The sequence below is a fragment of the Qipengyuania zhejiangensis genome (genome assembly GCF_035607565.1).
Classification (GTDB): domain Bacteria; phylum Pseudomonadota; class Alphaproteobacteria; order Sphingomonadales; family Sphingomonadaceae; genus Qipengyuania; species Qipengyuania zhejiangensis.
This window is the reverse complement of sequence record NZ_JAYKGO010000001.1, coordinates 831,382-848,965: the sequence shown is the minus strand read 5'-3', so window position 1 is coordinate 848,965 and position 17,584 is coordinate 831,382. Positions and strand designations below refer to the sequence as shown.

The following is a 17,584-nucleotide window of genomic DNA, read 5'->3' as shown; positions in this document are numbered from 1 at the left end:
TATAATGCGATATGGAGTGTTATGATGGTTGATGTCGTCGCGCAAATGGGCCCGTCCTTTCTCGGCAGCCGGCTTAAACGACTGGGTGAACGCATGCAGGCCAGTGCATCGGCCATCATTGCCCAGGCGGGTCTTCCTCTCCAACCGGGGCACATGGCGATCATGGCGGCGTTAAGGATCGGCCCGAAAACGGTCGGCCAGCTTGCCGAAGCAGGCGGCACCAGCCAACCCGGCGTGACCCGCGCCCTGGCCCAGCTGTACAAGCTCGGCATGGTCGCCGACGAACCGAGCGACGATCAGCGGTGTCGGATGGTCGGCTTGACGCCGGCGGGCTTTGCAACCGTCCAGACAATAGCCACCGACGTGTGGCCCCGCGTCGGCATGGCCGCCGAAGAGATACTCGCCCTGCTTGATGGCGATTTCCTGCGCCAGTTGGCCATCATCGAAAAGGCACTCGCGCAATCCTCCATCGCGGAACGCGCCGCCCGCGCCGTGCCCGGCGCCCTCACCCTGCGCGCCTTCGACGATACGCTGGCCGCGGATTTTCATGACATCAATGCCGAATGGATCGAGGCTATGTTCTCGCTCGAACAGGTCGATCGGGATATCCTGGAAAACCCCCGGGAACGGGTCATCGATCCGGGCGGGTCAATCCTGTTTGTGGAAGCATCAGGCTTCGGCATTGTCGGGACGTGCGCCCTGCAAAAGGCAGGCCCGGGTGCATTCGAGCTGACCAAGATGGGCGTGCGGGAAACCGCGCGCGGATTGAAGGTTGGCGAATTTCTTCTCGAAGCCATGATCGCCGAGGCGCAGGATATCGGCGCACGCAAGCTCTTCCTGCTCACCAACCGCAAATGCGCCCCGGCCATCCACCTCTACGAGAAGCTGGGGTTCGTGCACGACGCCGGCATCATGGCGGAATACGGCGCACGCTACGAACGCTGCGATGTCGCCATGCTCTACGCCGGGGCCTAGCGCGCAAGCCCCATTTCCCTTGCTTTTGCCCATGGTTTCGCATAGGCGCGCGCCGTTCTCGCAATCCCTGGATTCGAAGGACCTTCGCGATGGCATCCGGCCCCGCGGAGCATCGGCCTCTTGCCCCGCTGGACCCGCAATGGTGCGGGAGGCGGTAAAAGACCCCGGTAAAACCGGTGGCCGGTAGCAAAACGAAGGAATGTACGCATGGCAACTGCAGCCAACCCCACTCGCGACGATTTCGCGAAAATGCTCGACGAGCAACTCGGTGGCGCCGATGATGGCGGCTTCGAAGGTCGCGTCGTCAAGGGCACCGTGACCGCCGTTGAAAACGGTTACGCAATGATCGACGTAGGCCTCAAGAGCGAAGGCCGCGTCGACCTCAAGGAATTCCAGCGCACCGAAACCGAAAGCGCGCCCAGCGTTGGTGACGAAGTCGAAGTTTATGTCGACCGCGTCGAAAACGCCGACGGCGAAGCCATGCTCAGCCGCGACCGCGCACGCCGCGAAGCCGCCTGGGACAAGCTCGAAAGCGAATTCGGTGAAGGCAAGCGCGTCGAAGGCCGCATCTTCGGCCGCGTCAAGGGCGGCTTCACCGTCGACCTCGACGGCGCCGTGGCCTTCCTGCCCGGCAGCCAGGTCGACATCCGCCCCGTGCGCGATGTCACCCCGCTGATGGACATGCCGCAGCCGTTCCAGATCCTCAAGATGGACCGTCGCCGGGGCAACATCGTGGTTTCGCGCCGCGCTGTCCTCGAAGAAACGCGCGCCGAACAGCGCAGCGAACTGATCGACAAGCTGACCGAGAACCAGGTTATCGAAGGCGTCGTCAAGAACATCACCGACTACGGTGCGTTCGTCGACCTCGGCGGCATCGACGGCCTGCTTCACGTCACCGACATGAGCTACAAGCGGGTCAACCACCCCAGCGAAATGATCGAAATCGGCCAGACCGTGACCGTGCAGATCATCCGCATCAACGAAGACACCCAGCGCATCAGCCTCGGCATGAAGCAGCTGGAAAGCGATCCGTGGGATGGTGTTTCGGCCAAGTATCCGGTTGGTGCCAAGCTGAACGGCGTTGTCACGAACATCACCGAATATGGCGCATTCGTCGAACTGGAAGCAGGCATCGAAGGCCTGGTTCACGTTTCGGAAATGAGCTGGACCAAGAAGAACGTCCACCCCGGCAAGATCGTGTCGACCTCGCAGGAAGTCGAAGTCATGGTCCTCGAAGTGGACAGCGAAAAGCGCCGCATTTCGCTCGGCCTCAAGCAGGCTCAGCGCAATCCGTGGGAAGAATTCGCCGACAAGCATCCGGTTGGCTCGAAGGTTTCGGGCGAAGTCAAGAACGCGACCGAATTCGGCCTGTTCATCGGCCTCGACGGCGACGTCGACGGCATGGTCCACATGTCGGACATCGCGTGGGGCATCTCCGGCGAAGACGCACTGGCGCTGCACCGCAAGGGTGAACAGGTCGATGCCGTCGTGCTCGATGTCGACACCGACAAGGAGCGCATCAGCCTCGGCATGAAGCAGCTCGAAAAGGGTGCTCCGACCGAAGCCGGCGCCGGCAGCTCGCTCCGCAAGAACGAAGTCGTCACCGTCACCGTGCTCGAAGTACGCGACGGCGGCCTGGAAGTGCAGGTCGGCGACGACGGCGCAACCGGCTTCATCAAGCGTTCGGACCTTGGCCGCGACCGCGACGAACAGCGTCCCGATCGTTTCCAGCCCGGCGCGAAGGTCGACGCCATGGTTACCGGCTTCGACCGTTCGAAGAAGCCCAACTTCTCGATCAAGGCTCGTCAGATCCACGAAGAGAAGGAAGCCGTGGCCCAGTTCGGTTCGTCCGATTCGGGTGCATCGCTCGGCGACATCCTCGGCGAAGCGCTGAAGAAGAAGGAAGACTAAGCTCTTCCACCCTCAACAGGGTACGCGAAAGGCCCGCTTGCCATACCGGCAGGCGGGCCTTTCCTCTTTTCGCGGCCTGTCTTACAGTCGCGTCATGCTCGAAATTCACCAGTTCCCGTGCCTGTCCGACAATTACGGATTTCTGCTGCACGATCCCGACAGCGGCGAAACCGCCGCGATCGACACGCCCGATGGTGCGGAATACCTGCGCCAGGCCGAAGCCCGGGGTTGGACGATCACCCAGATCTGGAACACGCATTGGCACCCGGATCACGCGGGCGGCAATTCGGCAATCGTGGCCGTAACCGGCGCCAGGATCATCGCGCCACAAGAAGTGGACCGGATCAGCCCAATCGATCGCGTGGTCGGCAATGGCGACAGTGTGCCCTTGGGTAATTGGCACGCACGGGTGATCGACGTATCGGGCCACACCAACGGCCACATCGCGTACCACATTGCCGAGGCCGATATCGCCTTCGTTGGCGACAGCGTTTTTGCCCTTGGGTGCGGCCGTATGTTCGAAGGCGAACCCGAGCAGTTCTGGCACAGCCTCGAGCGTATCCGGAAATTGCCGGAAAACACCATGCTCTACTGCGCGCACGAATACACCGCCGCGAACGCGAAATTCGCGCTTCACGCGGACCCTGACAACGCCGAGCTCCGCCTTTACGCCGCCCGTATCGACGAGAAACGCGCCAGGGGCGAACCGACCGTGCCCACCGTGCTCGCACGAGAATTGGCCACGAACCCCTTCCTGCGTGCCGACGAACGGTCGCTGCGCGATCGCTGGGGTGGAACCAGTCCGGTGGAAACCTTCGCCGCGCTAAGAGCGGCCAAGGACAATTTCTGATTTCATGAAGGCAGTCCTCGTCAATCGTCTGTCGCCCGACCTGTCCGGCGTAGAACTTGCGCAGATACCGCAGTGCAAGCCGGGCGAAGGCGAGGTGCTTGTCAGGGTACGGGCGGCATCGCTCAACTACCCCGACCTGCTGATGACGCAGGGCAAATACCAGTTCAAACCCGAGGTTCCCTTCATTTCCGGCCTGGAAATGGCGGGCGATGTTGTCTCCGCACCCGAGGGCTGCGGCCTTGAAGTCGGTGACCGCGTCATGGGCGGGGCCAAGACGGGCGCTTTTGCGCAATACATCGCCCTGCCCGCCGCTTCCGTGCGGCACATGCCCGCCGGCATATCCTTCGCGCAGGCAGCCGCCATGGGCGCGGCCTATCACACCGCCTACGTCGCCCTGGTGGAAATCGGCGGGCTGGAGGAAGGCCAGACCGTATTGGTCCACGGCGCCAGCGGCGGCGTAGGCCTTGCCGCCTGCGACCTCGCGCGTGCCCTTGGGGCAAAGGTCATTGCCGCCACCCACCGTGAGGACAAGATCGAACCGCTGGAACGGATCGCGAAACCCGATGCGGTGATCCTCAACACCGGACGGTTCCGCGAACAGGTGAGCGAGTTGACGCAGGGCCGCCTGTGCGATCTGGTCTACGATCCCATCGGCGGCGATGTGTTCGACGAATCCACCCGCTGCGTGACCTTCGGAGGGAAGCTGCTGGTGATCGGTTTCGTGTCCGGCCGCATCCCCGAAATTGCCGTCAACATTCCCTTGATGAAGGGGTTTTCGGTCGTTGGCGCGCGGGCCGGTGAATACGCCCGCCGGTTTCCCGAACGCGGGAAGCGGGTGGCAGCCGCCGTGGGCGAACTGGTTACTGCGGGGCGGATCAACCCGCACATCGACCGAACGTTGCCGCTCGACAAGTGGCGGGACGCTTTCGAAGCGATGCAACGCGGCGAAATCGTGGGCAAGATCGTTCTGGAGCCCTGAACGAAAAAGGGCGACCCCGAAGGATCGCCCCAATTCACCTGCACAACGATCGTGATCAGATTTCGGCGATTACCTCATCGGCGAGAGCACGGTCTGCCTCTGCATCATGCTTTTCGGCAATCAGCTTGCGGCTGGCGGCCGTCGCAGCCGTCACGGCGCGGTTGCGGACATCTTCTACCGCATCGCGTTCGGCCGATGCAATCTTGTCCTCAGCCATGCGCTTGCGGCGTTCGACCATTGCCTTGCTGTCCGCTTCGGCCTTGTCGACGATCGCGTCCGCTTCATGCTGCGCGTTAGCCAGCATCGCTTCGGCATCCTTTTCGGCGCCGGCGATCTTTACCGCGTATTCATCACGCAGGGCTTCGGCTTCGGCGCGCAATTGCTTGGCTTCGTCGAGCTGCTGCTTGATGGCGGCAATCTTGTTGTCGAGCCCGCCGCCAATGGTCTTGTGAACCTTGGCGCCGAAGAACGCGAACAACAGCAGGACCAGCATCGCTATCGAAACCCACTGGAACGGCACGAGGCCCAGCAGTTCGGGTTCGGCATGCGTCGGTGCGCCGCCGTGGCCGTCTTCGACCAGGATTTCGGCGCTTTCGGTGGCGAACACCTCGGGTGCGGCTGAATTAGCCATTGGACATGGCCTCCTTGACAGCCTTGCTTGCGGCCGGCTTGGTCACCGTCACGCCAGCGAGGCGCGATACGATGTCCTGCGCTGCTTCCGTCGCGACTGCTTCCAGTTCGGAAAGAGCGGCATTGCGAGCTTCTGCGATGCGCGTTTCGGCTTCGGCAAGCTTTGTATCGAGCCTGCCCTGGGCAGCCTTGAGCTTCTTTTGCGAAGACGCGGCGGCATCCGCCTTGGCCTTGGCAACGATTGCCTGGGCCGCAGCGCGGTTTTCGTTTTCACGTACCCGCCAGGCTTCTTCCTGATCGTCGGCAGCATCGCGCGCGGCTTTCGCAGCGGCCAAATCACCAGCGATCTGCGAATCGCGCTGGGCAACCGTCTCCATCACCTTGGGGACCATGCCCCGGCCGATGACGAAAAAGGTAATGCCGAAAAAGACCAGCAGCCAGAAGACCTGGCTGGACCATGTTTCAGCAAGCTGTGCTATCTGTGGCATGTCAGCTCTCGAAAGACGGGTACGGGGTAATCTCGCGGTCGGTCAGGATAAATCCCGACCGACCGGAATGACTGATCGCGTGGCTTAGGCGACGAAGATCAGGATCATTGCAACGACGAACGCCAGCAGGCCGAGAAGTTCGGCAGCGGCGAAGCCGATGAACAGACGACCCTGCTGGCCGTCGGCAGCACCCGGATTGCGCAGCGCGCTTTCGAGGAACGAGCCGAAGACGTTACCAACGCCGATGGCAGCCATACCGGCACCGATGGCGGCGAGGCCCGCACCGACGAGCTTTGCAGCTTCAACTTCCATGTTAAACTCCTTTGGGAAATCAGATGGTTAAAATTGGACTTAGTGAAGATTCTCGGCGTCGTTGATATACAGCGACGTCAGGAGAGCGAAAACATAGGCCTGGATGGCGGCAACCAGCAGCTCGAGAGCGCAGATGCCAATCATCAGGATGAAGCTGGGAAGGCCGACAAGCAGGCCGAAGCCGATGCCCGCGCCCCACCCGTCGATCACGAAGCTCGACAGCACTTCCAGCAGGACGTGGCCGGCCATCATCGCGACAAACAAACGCAGGCCAAGGCTGAACGGACGCACCATGAACGAAATGAATTCGATCGGGGCGATCACCGGAACCATCGGCCACGGCGTGCCGTGGGGGACGAATAGCGAGAAGAAGTGCAGCCCGTGCTTCCAGAAACCGACCAGCAGGACGATCGAGAAACTCATGATCGCCAGCACGCCCGTAACGGTGAAGTGGCTGGTGAAGGTAAAGGGGTGCAGGCCGACAACGCCGAGCGGCATCAGGCCGAGCAGGTTCGCGAACAGGATGAACATGAACAGGCTGAAGATGTAAGGCACATACTTGCGCCCGGCCTTGCCGACGTTGGCTTCCAGCATGGAATCGATGAAGCCGGTAAAGGTCTCCACCATCATCTGCCAGCGCCCGGGCACGAGCTCGCGCTTCATGCCGCCGAGCACGAACAGGAAGAGCACGACTGTGGTGATCAACATCCACAACGCGCTGTTGGTGAAGGCGATGTTGTAGCCCGCCAGTTCCCAACCACCCGAACCGGCAAGCGGTTCGATGGTGAACTGGTGCATCGGGTCGACTTTGGCCTGTTCGGCTGCCACGTCAGTTACGTCCCTAATCCATATAGACAGCGCCCCGAAATCCCGCTCGCGGGATTATTCATCGGGGCGCTTGTTTGCCGCGCGGATGATGTTCCTGAAGGCAACGACTATTCCGAGGAACAGCCCCACCAACAGACCCCATGGATTGGTGCCGGTAAAATAGCCAATGGCCCAACCGATCACCGCACCACCAAGGATACCGCCCAGAAGGTCGGCCAAAACGCGGTTGCCACTGCGATAATTCGCGTCGGCACCCGACATCTTCGGCCGGTTACGCTGCTCTTCGCGCTGCTGGGCGGCTGCAAGCCGCTTTTCCAGCGCGTCGATCCGCGCATCCTCCTCGATGGTCTCCCGTGCAGGTTCGTCGTCGCTCATGCCTAGCTCCTTTTGAAGGGGTTGCGCGGCACGGACACGGACTTGCCCGCCGAGGGCGCCGCCCCCTTAGAAGGGGGGCTTTGGCGAGTCAACACGCCAGCACCCAATTCCCGCCTGTCCCGCCATCAAAGCAACACCCCGCTGCCGCGATGGCAACGGGGTGTCAAACCTTGGCGATAGAAAACGCTGCCCTATGGACAGCGCGGATCCCTTATGGGCGGAGCCGAGGTGCGCGTCTGCCACGTGCCGTCGGGGGCCTGATACTTTTCCCCCGGAGCCGTAGCCAGAATGGCCTGGCAGCCCGCCGTGAGCGCGTATTCTTCCAGCGTGGCGTTGGTCGCCTGGGCGCGCTGGGAATAGACCGCCCGGCGCTTGATGTTGATGTCGTTCACGATGCGGCGCAATTCCGCCGTCTCGCTACCGACGACACCGAGATAGCCGTCCATCTTTTCGCCCACCTGCCCTGCGGCACGCGCACTGGCATAGGCGGGATCGCGCTGTGCGAACGCCGGCGTGGCAATACCGCCAAGAGCCGTCGCAATCGCGGCACCGGTCAGCATTGCTCGTGAAAATCGCTGATTCATCATACTACCCATCAGAAAATATCCGCGTTGTCTTCGATCGTGTTGCCCGCGTCTTCCGCGAGGCGATAAATCACTTCCTGGCGAATATTCACGTTCAGTTCGATCACGATCGGCTTTTCGGGCGCATTGACAGTGATGCACCCGGCCAGCGCGAAAGGGATCATCCCGGCCGCCGCCATCCGCTTCGTTCCACTCAAAACACTGTCTCCCTGCTTGGCCGGGAATGTCGCAGCGCTCGCGCGGTCCGTCAATTCACCCCTCTTCATGGCGTTTACTCGCTTTCCTGGTCCTGAATGGAAGGTTCATCCGGAATTATGTCTTCCGGTTCGATTTGCGTTTCGGCCTCTTCGCCGGTGATGGACCGGCGCAGCAGGCGTGTGCCGTCATCCGAGAGAAGGCCCAGTTCGCGCGGATCGCGGACGGCCGACGGGTCGTACATCGCCTTGAGGCTGGTCATCAGCTGATAGAACTGGGCCTTGATATTAATGCGGAACTGCAAAGGCAGGTTCGCGAGCCGTTTCGTCACGAAGTTCGATTTGGCGCCCTGCCCCTGGCTGACGCCATCGAAGCGGACACGGGTGACAATCTCCCCCGTGAGCGGCCCTTCCATGACGACGCGCATCTGCGTGAAATTGAGGCTGCGCAGGGCATTGAACGCAAAGTTGGCGATCGGGGACAAGTCTTCGTACGTCAGTTCACCGACATAGGACAGATTGCCCCCGGGCGGACGCGAGATCAAGATGCCGGTATCGATTCGGCCATTGCCCTGGCTGTCGAAGACAATCGGCACGGTCCCGTCGAACAGGCCGGTGGCGGCAATATTTTCCAGCTCCATCTGGGCGACGAACTGCGCCGCCTCCAGCCCGACGATCTCGAAGATATACCGTCGTTCTTCCTCGGCCCCGAAATTGAAATCGACATTTCGCATGATCAGCCGCCCGCCCATGAAGGGCCAGCTTCCGCCCTCCACGGCGAGCACTTCGCCGCCGCGCAAGGCAAATTCCACTTCACCGTTCAGCACTTCGATGCCCGGGTTGACCGACGCTATGCGCAATTTCTGACCGGGGGCGGTGGTCAAATTGAGCAGGTCGGTGAACTCGACCGTGCCACTGGCGCCCTTCACCGGGCCGAACGCCGCGGCGAAATCGAGGTTTTCGGTGCCGAAAGTACCGGAACTTGTCACCGTTCCGTCCGAAGACCAGTTGATCCTGCCCTGTCCCGTAACCGTGCCGTTGGCGTTTGCGATCACCCCCAACGCGAGGACGGACAGCTGGTCAGGCTGGAGCCCCTTGTCGAATACCAGCCCCGGCACGTCCAGATCGGCCCGCCCCGCACCGGTTGAAAGGTCATGGCGGATATCGGCCACGGTCACCAGTCGATCGCTGCCTGGATGGCGCAGCTGCGCCCGCGCATCGACGATGTTGTCGACCAGCGTCAGGGTCGCGCCGCGCGCCTCAAGCGGTTCGAACCTGTCCGGTTCCTCGCGGTCGAGCAGCCGGAACGCTGCATCGGCAATGGTCACCTTGCCGCCGGTGTAATCCCATCGGCCGTTCGCCCCGCGAATGTCGAGCGGGACCGAGGCAAGCAGGATGTCCGCATCGGAGAAACTGCCGGCAATATTGTCGCCCAGGCGGGCATCGAGGTCCGAAATGCGGAAGCGGCTGGCCGTGTCCGAAGGACCCAGCTCCACGTCGATTGCCCGTGCCGTCATGACACCCGGCCAGGCAAAGCCGACGGGGCCGGACGACAAGCGGATCGGCGTGTCACCCAAGGTTCCTCTCAGGTCGAGCGATGGCGCACCGGCAGCCAACCGCAGCCCTGCCGCGTCATTGGTAAGGATCGGTCGTCCGCGTGCAGGGCACAGCGTCACACCGCGCTTCTCGAACGCCAGATTGGCAAGCACGAGGCGATCGAATTCGATGTCCGTGCAGCTGCGCCACAGCGCCAGAGCGCCGCCGGGTTCCCAATTGCCATCGACCGGGATTTGAAGATTGGCTGCCGATCCGCCGGGCAACGGCCCGCTTGCTTCCACGCGTCCGGAAAACCGCAATGCGCCGGATGCCGTCTGGCTGAACACCATCTGGGGCACGGCCAACGCCGCATCGCCTGCCAAATACCGTTCCATCGCCACCCGGAAGACGGAACCGTCCGCTGCCGTCCGCTCCATCCGGCCGTTCAGCCGAGGAATGCCCTCACCGCCGGTCGCGATATTGCCTGCCAGGCGGGCGACATCGGTTCCTTCGCGGATGAACTCGACCCGTGACAGGGACGCCAGCCGCGCACCGCTCCCGCCGCGCAATTCCGCGCTCGGGACCAGCAGGGACATTCGGTTACCGTCGCTTCGGAACCGGAGGTCGGCCTCGAGCGCGCTGCCGCGGGTTTCGGCCTGCAAGGCGTTGGCCATCTTCCGGGCAATCGGCGCGAGCAATGTCCCTTCGCCGGTGCTTGCCAGCCCTTCGATGGATGCGATCAGCCCACTTCCTAGGCGAAGCCCGTTTCCTTCCAGCCCGGATTCCACCTCGATCCTGGAAAACCCGTTGGACATACGAAGCTGGCCTTCGGCAGTCAGCACGGCTGCAAGAACTTGCGGGCTTTGCGCGCCGCGGCCTGCCAGGGTGAACTTCCCTGTTGCCGCGTCGCCGCGCATCTGACCGCGCACTGTCCCGTCGACCGAAGATACCGCGTATTCTGCGTAGCGCGTTGTTCCGCCAGCCACGCGCGCCTCGACGGTTGGATTGGCCAGCTCACGGTCCAGCTTCCCATCGAGCTGGATCGCGTAATCGTTCAACGCCAGGCCGCCGTCCTCGCATTTCAGCGAGGCCATTCTGATCGGCCCGGCAAAGCGCGGTTCGCCCGAACTGGTCGTCAGATTCCCGAACACGGTTGCCCCTTGGGCGTTACAACCTGCCAGCGCGAGCTTGGGGGCGGTTGCCGCGACGTATCCTGCAAAGCCGCTGCTCAGGACGCCGGAGCCTTCGAGCTTTATCCCGACCGGACCCCATTCGGTTTCGATCAGGCCGCGCCCGTCCCGAATCGCCAGGTCGATCGCCGGCAGGCCTGCGGGTTCCTCGCTTGGGGCGAACAGCACCTTGTCGAGCGTACCGAAGCTGAGGGCTCCGCCGCGATAGCTGCCGTAGAGACGCGGGTTCTGGAGAGTGATCTTGCCGATTTCGGGAAGCCCGAACGTGTGGCGCAAGCGCACGATTACCCGGTCTGCGGTGAAATCGGGCGCAGCGGGATCGCCGATAACGAGGTTGGAGAGGACCTGGGTCTGACCGCCGATCCGTTCGATGTCGTAGGTTGCCGGAAGATGGTAGGATTCCAGCTGGTCCGTGATGACGTTTTCGGCAATTGCCTCGCGCGAGAACCAGGCCGCAATCAGGGCCGCGATCAGCGCCGCAAGCAGGGTGCTGGGTATTGCCCAACGCTTCTGCTGCCAACGCGCACGCGCAGCGACATCGGGCAAAGTTTCCCCGAATTCCTGATTGTTACCGTCGACCCTGTCCATCGATCCCACACTTGCGCGCGCGGCGCGCCAAAGGCAATGCAAGTGATTGAAACGCGATGCATGGGGGATTGGTTGCCGGAAAGTGCGAAAATACCGCCAGCCCATTCAGGGGCCGGGCACAGGGAACGCCTGCGCCAGCGATTGCTGGGCGGCGGGGCCGGCGCGCTTGCGGACTACGAACTGCTCGAATTCCTGTTGTTTGCGGCCATACGGCAAGGCGATACCAAGCCGCTCGCGAAGGCCTTGATCGCGCATTTCGGTTCCTTTGCGGCTGTTCTGAACGCGGACCCCGGGGCCTTGCAACAGGTGAAGGGCATGGGCGAAGCCAGCGCCGCAGGTCTGTTCGCGGTCGCGCAGGCCGCACGGCGGATGACGCGCGGCGTGGTGGAGGACAAGCCTGTCCTGGGAAGCTGGCAGGCGCTGCTCGATTACCTGCTGGTCGACATGGGCCACCTCACGGTCGAACGGGTCCGGGTTCTGTATCTGAACACGCAGAATCGCCTGATCCTCGATCATCATGTTGGCGACGGATCAATCGACGAGGCCGCGATTCACCCGCGCGAGGTAATCCGCAAGGCTTTCGACATCGGCGCCACCGCGCTGATCCTCGTGCACAACCACCCAAGCGGGAACCCCGAACCGAGCCGGGCCGACATTGCCATCACCCAACGCATTGCCGAAGCCGGCCGCTTGCTGGGCGTGACGGTCCACGATCACGTCATCGTCGGACGGTCCGGGCACGTCTCGCTTCGTGCCAAGGGCCTGATCTGACGCTTGCGCTTACCGCTTTGGCGACAACCCATAGCGTTCGTACCGTGTGGCGATATCGGGCGACAGACGCAGGGCCTGCTGGATATCGGCCCGACCTTCCGGCTCCCCCCGGCCCAACCGGATGATGCCGCGAAGATAGAGACTGTTGGCCTGACCCGGTTCCTTCTTCAGGGCCGCCTGCAGGTCCTCCAGCGCTTCGTCCTGACGTCCCAGCCGGTGGAAAACGAGGGCGCGGCTGTCGAGGGCGTTTGCGCTGTAGTTGGATGCCTTGACCGCGCGATCGCACAACTGCGACCCTTCATCGAGGCGATAGCGCCAGGTACCGATGAACCAGCATTGCGAATTGAGCAGAAGGTCGTCTCCCGGGCGTTCGGACAGCGCGTTTTCCAGCCGCTCCCAAGCCTCGTCGGACCGGCCCGTGGTGCCGGCAACTTCCGCGAAGACCTGTGCCACGGCCGAAAAATCTTCTCCGCTCACATCGATTGCGTCCAGCACCGCCAACCCATCGTCATCGCGGCCGGCGTTGGACAAGGCGATGGCATAGGTCGTCCCCCGCGCAAGATCGCCCGAAAGCTCGTATGCCTGGCGCGCGGCTTCGGCCGCTTCGGCAAACCGGCCAGCCTGCGTCAGTATTTCGGCGCGCGTGGAATAACCCTGGGCCGATCCGTCGAGTTCGATAGCCCGGTCGATTTCCTTCAGCGCCGCCTTGTAATCGCGCGCCATCGCGAACAGCGCGCTGCGGAAAACATGATATGCGCTCTCACCGGGAAGCAGCGCGACAAGTTTCTGTGTCGGCACGATCACGCTTTCCATACGCCGGGCCAGTTCCGCATCGTCGAGTTCCCAGTACCGTGTGGGATCGGTTATTCGGATCGACGGATCGGCGCTCGACATGGCGCGCATGGCGGCCTTTGCCGCCGGAATGTCTTCGGCAGCGATTTCGGCAGGCACATAGCTTGCCCAATCCTTCACGGCGACGCGGCCGCCGGAAAAGTCCAGCTCGCGGCGGAAGCGCGTACCGGCGATGACCCGCTCCTCAAGGGTGCCGGTTCCCATCACCTCGGCGCCCTTCCCCCTTTCGGGAAGAATGTACGCGACGTCTTCGGACGTCATCATCGGTCCGCCCACACGGTAGGGTATGGCGCGCCATGCGGCTTTGCCGCGATCGGGATCGAAGGACCAGTTGGTGGTCGATGTATAAATCGTGTGCGCCGCGACACCGCGCTCCACAGTGAAGGGGTCCAGAACCAGCCCGCGCGCCTTCAGGCGGGCGATCCCCGCCTCGACATCATACGAGTAAGCCGCCTCGTAAACGACGCTGTCGACCACGTCCTCGAGATATTTCTGCGCATGGCCGAGCACCTTGCGCGGGTCCGTCTCGCTCGCTTGCGATGCCATGCGCGCAGCCATCACGCCGCGCGTTTCCACCTCGATTTCGTAGGTTCCGGGAAGGTCGACACCGCGGCTGAAGTCGTACGTAATACGGTACGTCCGATCCGCGACCTGGGGCCAGCGCTGGTCCAGCGGGATCAAATCTGCCCCTTGTGCACGGACCGGCAAGGCGTAACCGAAATCCGGGACCTCCCCGATCGTGTCGAGGCGCGATCCCGCACTCGTCCCGTCAAGCCAGTAGGCGGTACCGCCGATTACCGCCCGCACGACGACGTGATCGAACGCGCTAGGCAGCGGTTGCCACACCGACACGGCATCGCCATTGCCGGCGTTCACCATTGCCGCTTCGGCGTCGATTCCCAGTTCCCGCAAGATGGCCAGCAGCAACAGCGTCTTGGCCTTGCAATCGCCATAGCGAAGCGCCCAGGTTTCTGCCGGTGCCTGGGGCAGGTAATTCCCGCCATCCATCCCGTTCATCAGGTAATTGATGTCGTCCTGAACCGTCCGCAGGGCGATTGACGCACGCACGAGGGGATCGGCGCTCGCGTTGCGTATCCTGTCCACCTCCGCGGCAAGCGCGCTGCCGGGCTGGATGGTCCCCCGTGTGGCATAATGCGGCGCCATGACCGCCGCGACATCGGCCCAGCTATCGAACGTGCCGACCATGATGGCCGGTGCAACCTTGAACCGGCCAGGAGCATCGCCGGGCATGGCATCGGACTTGCCGATGGGCAGCAAGGCCTCCACCAACCGGTATCCGTCCACATCCCTGACTTGCGGCTCTGTCGGCGTACCAAGAGTGGCGAAGGATATGCCTGCATCCTCGGGCCACGAAATCCGCAGCCGCCCGAACCCTATCCGTGCCGGTTCGGCGGTCAGACCTTCGGTCGCCTGCATTGCGCCAGAAAGCGCCTGATCGCGGCTGGTCGTGCTGCTGGCAAAGCGCAGCGTGTCGCCAACCTTGATGCCGGGTACCTTGAAGAGAGCCGTCAGCGCCCCGTTCACGGTCCTGCGCTCAAGCTCGGTTTCCCGGCGGATGACCTCGTGGCCGATGCCGCCGCGCACAAGATCCACGGTCTTGCCATCGCGGATGATCTCCATGCGATGGATCAAAAGGTCGCCCTTGTCGGGAAGCCAGCCGAACTGAAGCGTACCCAGTCGCGCCAGCATTTCTGCATTGCGTATCTCGTAGGCAACGTCGGTGTAACGGTGCACGACCCCGCCCTCGAGCCGAAGCTGCCGGTCGAAAATGACGATCTCCTCGCCCTCGGCACTGGCGGCGGAGATATCGGCCACCTCGACCCAGTCGGGTGTGTTTTCGAACCGCACGGTTTCTCCTGCCCAGGCCGGTCCGGCAAGGACGGCAATCGGCGCGGCAGCCAGAAAAAGTGTCGATTTCACCAAAGTCCTCCCCCAAGGCATTGTTCGCCAACACTAACCGAGTTCCCGGGCGAAGCAATGCCGTGGGCAACGCCCGCGCGGAGCCGGCCACAGGCAAGCGGGAATACCAATCCGCCGGGGTTGCGATTCTCGGGCGTCCGGCCTAGCGGCAGCGCCACGTCTCGCCTGCCAATTCCGGAGTCTGAACCGCCATGGTCCCTCGTTACGCCCGCCCAGAAATGACCGCCCTGTGGGAACCCGAGGCGAAGTATCGGATCTGGTTCGAGATCGAAGCTCACGCGACCGAAAAGCTGGGCGAACTCGGGGTCGTCCCCAAGAGCGCGGCCAAGGCCCTGTGGGACTGGTGGGCCACAGATCCCAAGATCGACGTGGACGCGATCGACGCAATCGAGGCTGTGACCAAGCATGATGTCATCGCTTTCCTCACCTGGGTGGCGGAAAACGTCGGTGACGAAGCGCGCTTCATGCACCAGGGCATGACCAGTTCGGATGTTCTGGACACGACGCTGGCGGTGCAGTTGGCGCGGGCAACCGACATCCTTCTTGCCGACCTCGACGGACTGCTTGCCGCGATCCGCAAGCGCGCCGAAGAACACAAGTACACCGCCACGATCGGCCGCAGCCATGGCATCCACGCCGAACCGGTGACCTTCGGCCTCAAGCTTGCGCAAGCCTATGCCGAATTCGACCGCTGCAAGGCGCGTCTTGTGGCGGCACGCGCGGAAATCGCCACCTGCGCGATTTCGGGCGCCGTCGGGACATTTGCCAATATCGACCCGTCGGTCGAAGAATACGTCGCGCAAAAGATGGGCCTGGCAGTCGAGCCTGTGTCGACGCAGGTGATCCCGCGTGATCGCCACGCCATGTATTTCGCCACGCTGGCCGTCATCGCCGGTTCGATTGAACGGCTCGCGGTAGAGGTGCGCCACCTCCAGCGCACCGAAGTGCTGGAAGCCGAAGAATACTTCTCGCCCGGCCAGAAAGGGTCGAGCGCGATGCCGCACAAGCGCAACCCGATCCTGACCGAGAACCTGACCGGCCAGGCCCGCATGATCCGCGCCTATGCCCTGCCCGCGCTCGAAAACGTGGCCCTCTGGCACGAACGGGACATTTCCCACTCGTCGGTCGAGCGGTTCATCGGCCCCGACGCCACGATCACGCTCGACTTCGCCCTCGCCCGCCTGACCAGCGTCGTCGACAAGCTGCTCGTCTATCCCGAACGCATGCAGGCCAACATGGACCGCATGGGCGGCCTGATCCATTCGCAGCGCGTGTTGCTGGCGCTGACCCAGGCCGGTGTCAGCCGCGAGGATGCCTACCGGCTGGTCCAGCGCAACGCGATGAAGGTCTGGGAATCCGACGGGCGCCATATGTTGCTCGACCTGCTCAAGCAGGACCCCGAAGTGACCGCCGCGCTGTCGGAAAAGGAACTCGAGGAAAAGTTCGACCTCGAATACCATTTCAAACAGGTCGACACGATCTTCGCGCGGGTCTTCGGCTAGACGCGGGCCCTTCGCGGGCCTAGCAATAGCGAAAAGGTCACTGGGGAGCTTCGAATACCATGCAGATCGTGCGCACAATCGTCTGGGTACTGGTGCTGTTCGCCCTGCTGGCGTTCAGTTTCTTCAATTGGAAACCGGTCGAAGTCCAGCTGTGGACCAATCTGGTCCTCGAAACCAAATTGCCCGCGCTGGTTGTCGTCTCGTTTCTGCTCGGACTGGTCCCCATGTGGTTCATCCACCGGGCGAACAAATGGCGCATGGGCCGCCGCGTCAATGCGCTGGAAGCCGCAACGACGCGCATGGCGACGCCGAAACCGGCTGAACCCACAGCAACGCCCGAACCGGTTGGCGCTCTGCCTCCCGAACCCGTAAATCCCGTCGAACCGGAACCTTCGAAGCCGTTATGAGCAATCCTGTCTATCTTGCGCTCGATGTTCCGCACCTGCGCGAAGGCATCGACCTTGCCAAGAAGGTCAAAGGACATGTCGGCGGCATAAAGCTCGGGCTGGAATTCTTCTGTGCCCATGGGGCGCACGGGGTCCACATGATCGGCCAGCTCGGTCTGCCGATCTTCCTCGACCTCAAACTTTACGACATTCCCAACACCGTTGCCGGCGCGATGCAGGCGATCCACGTGCTGGAGCCGTCAATCGTGACCGTGCACACCAGCGGCGGACGGGCAATGCTGGAAGATGCGAAGGCCGCGGCAGGCGAAAATACGAAAGTCGTCGGCGTGACCATGCTCACCAGCATGGACGACCGCGATCTTCAGCGCACCGGCATCTCGGGTAGCGCGCACGATCACGTGATGCGCCTTGCCGATCTGGCGCACGATGCCGGGCTCGACGGGATCGTTTGTTCGGGACAGGAAGTCAAAGCGGTGCATTCCCAGTGGAAGGACGGCTTCTTCGTGGTCCCCGGCCTGCGCCCTGCGGGAAGCGCGGTGGGCGACCAGAAACGCGTCGTCACACCCCGCCAGGCCCGCGATCACGGCGCAAGCGTGCTGGTCATCGGGCGCCCGATCAGCCGCGCGGCGGACCCGGCCCAGGCGGCTCGCGATATCGAAGCGACGCTCTAG

Annotated in this window: 17 protein-coding genes; 8 read left to right on the top strand and 9 right to left on the bottom strand. The window is 62.9% G+C overall.

The window, feature by feature from the left end:
* The first annotated feature begins 24 nt into the window (after positions 1–24).
* The 4 genes from VR863_RS04070 to VR863_RS04055 all read left to right on the top strand — a co-directional run bounded on the left by VR863_RS04070 (position 25) and on the right by VR863_RS04055 (position 4,715).
* Positions 25–975, top strand: coding sequence for a bifunctional helix-turn-helix transcriptional regulator/GNAT family N-acetyltransferase (locus tag VR863_RS04070; RefSeq protein ID WP_324827150.1), 951 nt, complete (start codon positions 25–27; stop codon positions 973–975).
* Between the two features lie 207 nt (positions 976–1,182).
* Positions 1,183–2,886 (top strand): 30S ribosomal protein S1, encoded by a 1,704-nt coding sequence (gene rpsA / locus VR863_RS04065; RefSeq protein ID WP_324827149.1) that lies wholly within the window; start codon positions 1,183–1,185, stop codon positions 2,884–2,886.
* A gap of 94 nt (positions 2,887–2,980) precedes the next feature.
* Positions 2,981–3,736, top strand: coding sequence for a hydroxyacylglutathione hydrolase (gene gloB, locus VR863_RS04060; protein WP_324827148.1), 756 nt, complete (start codon positions 2,981–2,983; stop codon positions 3,734–3,736).
* 4 nt (positions 3,737–3,740) lie between these two features.
* Complete coding sequence (locus VR863_RS04055) at positions 3,741–4,715, top strand: NADPH:quinone oxidoreductase family protein (RefSeq protein ID WP_324827147.1); 975 nt, start codon at positions 3,741–3,743, stop codon at positions 4,713–4,715.
* Positions 4,716–4,770: 55 nt separating this feature from the next.
* Here VR863_RS04055 and VR863_RS04050 read toward each other — a convergent pair whose 3' ends face one another.
* From VR863_RS04050 to VR863_RS04015, 8 genes are all read right to left on the bottom strand, one after another.
* Positions 4,771–5,346: a F0F1 ATP synthase subunit B family protein gene (locus VR863_RS04050; protein ID WP_324827146.1), complete on the bottom strand. Its 576-nt coding sequence runs from the start codon at positions 5,344–5,346 to the stop codon at positions 4,771–4,773.
* Positions 5,339–5,833, bottom strand: a complete 495-nt coding sequence (locus tag VR863_RS04045; RefSeq protein ID WP_324827145.1) for a F0F1 ATP synthase subunit B family protein — start codon at positions 5,831–5,833, stop codon at positions 5,339–5,341. The genes VR863_RS04050 and VR863_RS04045 overlap by 8 nt, the downstream gene beginning before the upstream one ends.
* An 84-nt stretch (positions 5,834–5,917) precedes the next feature.
* Positions 5,918–6,145, bottom strand: coding sequence for a F0F1 ATP synthase subunit C (locus VR863_RS04040; RefSeq protein ID WP_040964046.1), 228 nt, complete (start codon positions 6,143–6,145; stop codon positions 5,918–5,920).
* 39 nt (positions 6,146–6,184) lie between these two features.
* Positions 6,185–6,973, bottom strand: a complete 789-nt coding sequence (locus tag VR863_RS04035; protein WP_324827144.1) for a F0F1 ATP synthase subunit A — start codon at positions 6,971–6,973, stop codon at positions 6,185–6,187.
* 54 nt (positions 6,974–7,027) lie between these two features.
* Positions 7,028–7,348, bottom strand: a complete 321-nt coding sequence (locus VR863_RS04030) for an AtpZ/AtpI family protein (RefSeq protein ID WP_324827143.1) — start codon at positions 7,346–7,348, stop codon at positions 7,028–7,030.
* A 191-nt stretch (positions 7,349–7,539) separates the two neighbouring features.
* The gene (locus VR863_RS04025) at positions 7,540–7,908 is read right to left on the bottom strand and encodes a YdbL family probable chaperone protein (RefSeq protein WP_324827142.1); all 369 of its coding nucleotides are present in this window, start codon (positions 7,906–7,908) and stop codon (positions 7,540–7,542) included.
* Between the two features lie 35 nt (positions 7,909–7,943).
* Positions 7,944–8,183: a YnbE family lipoprotein gene (locus VR863_RS04020; protein ID WP_324827141.1), complete on the bottom strand. Its 240-nt coding sequence runs from the start codon at positions 8,181–8,183 to the stop codon at positions 7,944–7,946.
* A 20-nt stretch (positions 8,184–8,203) separates the two neighbouring features.
* Positions 8,204–11,440, bottom strand: a complete 3,237-nt coding sequence (locus VR863_RS04015; RefSeq protein WP_324827140.1) for an intermembrane phospholipid transport protein YdbH family protein — start codon at positions 11,438–11,440, stop codon at positions 8,204–8,206.
* 60 nt (positions 11,441–11,500) lie between these two features.
* Here VR863_RS04015 and radC point away from each other — a divergent pair, with 60 nt between their 5' ends.
* Positions 11,501–12,211, top strand: a complete 711-nt coding sequence (gene radC / locus VR863_RS04010; RefSeq protein ID WP_324827139.1) for a RadC family protein — start codon at positions 11,501–11,503, stop codon at positions 12,209–12,211.
* A 9-nt stretch (positions 12,212–12,220) separates the two neighbouring features.
* Here the strand turns inward: radC and VR863_RS04005 are convergent, their stop codons facing one another.
* Complete coding sequence (locus tag VR863_RS04005; RefSeq protein WP_324827138.1) at positions 12,221–15,004, bottom strand: DUF3857 domain-containing protein; 2,784 nt, start codon at positions 15,002–15,004, stop codon at positions 12,221–12,223.
* A gap of 191 nt (positions 15,005–15,195) precedes the next feature.
* Here VR863_RS04005 and purB point away from each other — a divergent pair, with 191 nt between their 5' ends.
* From purB to pyrF, 3 genes are read left to right on the top strand one after another with little or no spacing between them, the layout of a single operon-like run.
* Positions 15,196–16,506: an adenylosuccinate lyase gene (gene purB, locus VR863_RS04000; RefSeq protein WP_324827137.1), complete on the top strand. Its 1,311-nt coding sequence runs from the start codon at positions 15,196–15,198 to the stop codon at positions 16,504–16,506.
* A 59-nt stretch (positions 16,507–16,565) separates the two neighbouring features.
* Entirely contained in the window at positions 16,566–16,913 is a 348-nt protein-coding gene (locus VR863_RS03995; protein WP_324827136.1) for a DUF1049 domain-containing protein, read from the top strand.
* Positions 16,910–17,584, top strand: a complete 675-nt coding sequence (pyrF, locus tag VR863_RS03990; RefSeq protein ID WP_324827135.1) for an orotidine-5'-phosphate decarboxylase — start codon at positions 16,910–16,912, stop codon at positions 17,582–17,584. Before VR863_RS03995 ends, pyrF begins: the two co-directional genes overlap by 4 nt.

Bases quoted from the DNA above. Each gene is read 5' to 3' on its own strand.
- VR863_RS04050 (WP_324827146.1), bottom strand. From the start codon at position 5,346: ATGGCTAATTCAGCCGCACCCGAGGTGTTCGCCACCGAAAGCGCCGAA.
- gloB (WP_324827148.1), top strand. From the start codon at position 2,981: ATGCTCGAAATTCACCAGTTCCCGTGCCTGTCCGACAATTACGGATTT.
- pyrF (WP_324827135.1), top strand. From the start codon at position 16,910: ATGAGCAATCCTGTCTATCTTGCGCTCGATGTTCCGCACCTGCGCGAA.
- rpsA (WP_324827149.1), top strand. From the start codon at position 1,183: ATGGCAACTGCAGCCAACCCCACTCGCGACGATTTCGCGAAAATGCTC.
- VR863_RS03995 (WP_324827136.1), top strand. From the start codon at position 16,566: ATGCAGATCGTGCGCACAATCGTCTGGGTACTGGTGCTGTTCGCCCTG.
- VR863_RS04055 (WP_324827147.1), top strand. From the start codon at position 3,741: ATGAAGGCAGTCCTCGTCAATCGTCTGTCGCCCGACCTGTCCGGCGTA.
- VR863_RS04030 (WP_324827143.1), bottom strand. From the start codon at position 7,348: ATGAGCGACGACGAACCTGCACGGGAGACCATCGAGGAGGATGCGCGG.
- VR863_RS04040 (WP_040964046.1), bottom strand. From the start codon at position 6,145: ATGGAAGTTGAAGCTGCAAAGCTCGTCGGTGCGGGCCTCGCCGCCATC.
- VR863_RS04070 (WP_324827150.1), top strand. From the start codon at position 25: ATGGTTGATGTCGTCGCGCAAATGGGCCCGTCCTTTCTCGGCAGCCGG.
- radC (WP_324827139.1), top strand. From the start codon at position 11,501: ATGGGGGATTGGTTGCCGGAAAGTGCGAAAATACCGCCAGCCCATTCA.
- VR863_RS04025 (WP_324827142.1), bottom strand. From the start codon at position 7,908: ATGCTGACCGGTGCCGCGATTGCGACGGCTCTTGGCGGTATTGCCACG.
- purB (WP_324827137.1), top strand. From the start codon at position 15,196: ATGGTCCCTCGTTACGCCCGCCCAGAAATGACCGCCCTGTGGGAACCC.
- VR863_RS04045 (WP_324827145.1), bottom strand. From the start codon at position 5,833: ATGCCACAGATAGCACAGCTTGCTGAAACATGGTCCAGCCAGGTCTTC.
- VR863_RS04015 (WP_324827140.1), bottom strand. From the start codon at position 11,440: ATGGACAGGGTCGACGGTAACAATCAGGAATTCGGGGAAACTTTGCCC.